The following is a 229-nucleotide window of genomic DNA, read 5'->3' on the forward strand; positions in this document are numbered from 1 at the left end:
GACGGGTTTCGTGCCCAGGAGCTTAGCTTGGCCGACCAGGGCATTGGCCCAGGCGCCGCCGCGCTTGTTCGAGCGCGCGTACGGGTCGAAGGTGAAGATCGCCAGCTGGCTGGCGTCGGCGTCGAACACGTCGAAGGTGCGCACGTCCTCGACATAGGTCGGCAGGTCCTTGCGTTCCTTGAAGGGCAGGCCGAACTCTTTGTTTGCGGCGAAGAACACGCCGTCCTGC

1 protein-coding gene is annotated in these 229 nt (G+C 65.1%); it reads right to left on the reverse strand.

All coding sequences use genetic code 11. From position 1 onward, the window contains the following. A partial coding sequence (locus KVT32_RS31970; protein WP_254637112.1) for a M3 family metallopeptidase occupies positions 1–229 on the reverse strand: 229 nt, incomplete at both ends.

Origin of the sequence: Achromobacter sp. GbtcB20, from assembly GCF_019091095.1 — a bacterium.
Lineage (GTDB): Bacteria > Pseudomonadota > Gammaproteobacteria > Burkholderiales > Burkholderiaceae_B > Achromobacter > Achromobacter mucicolens.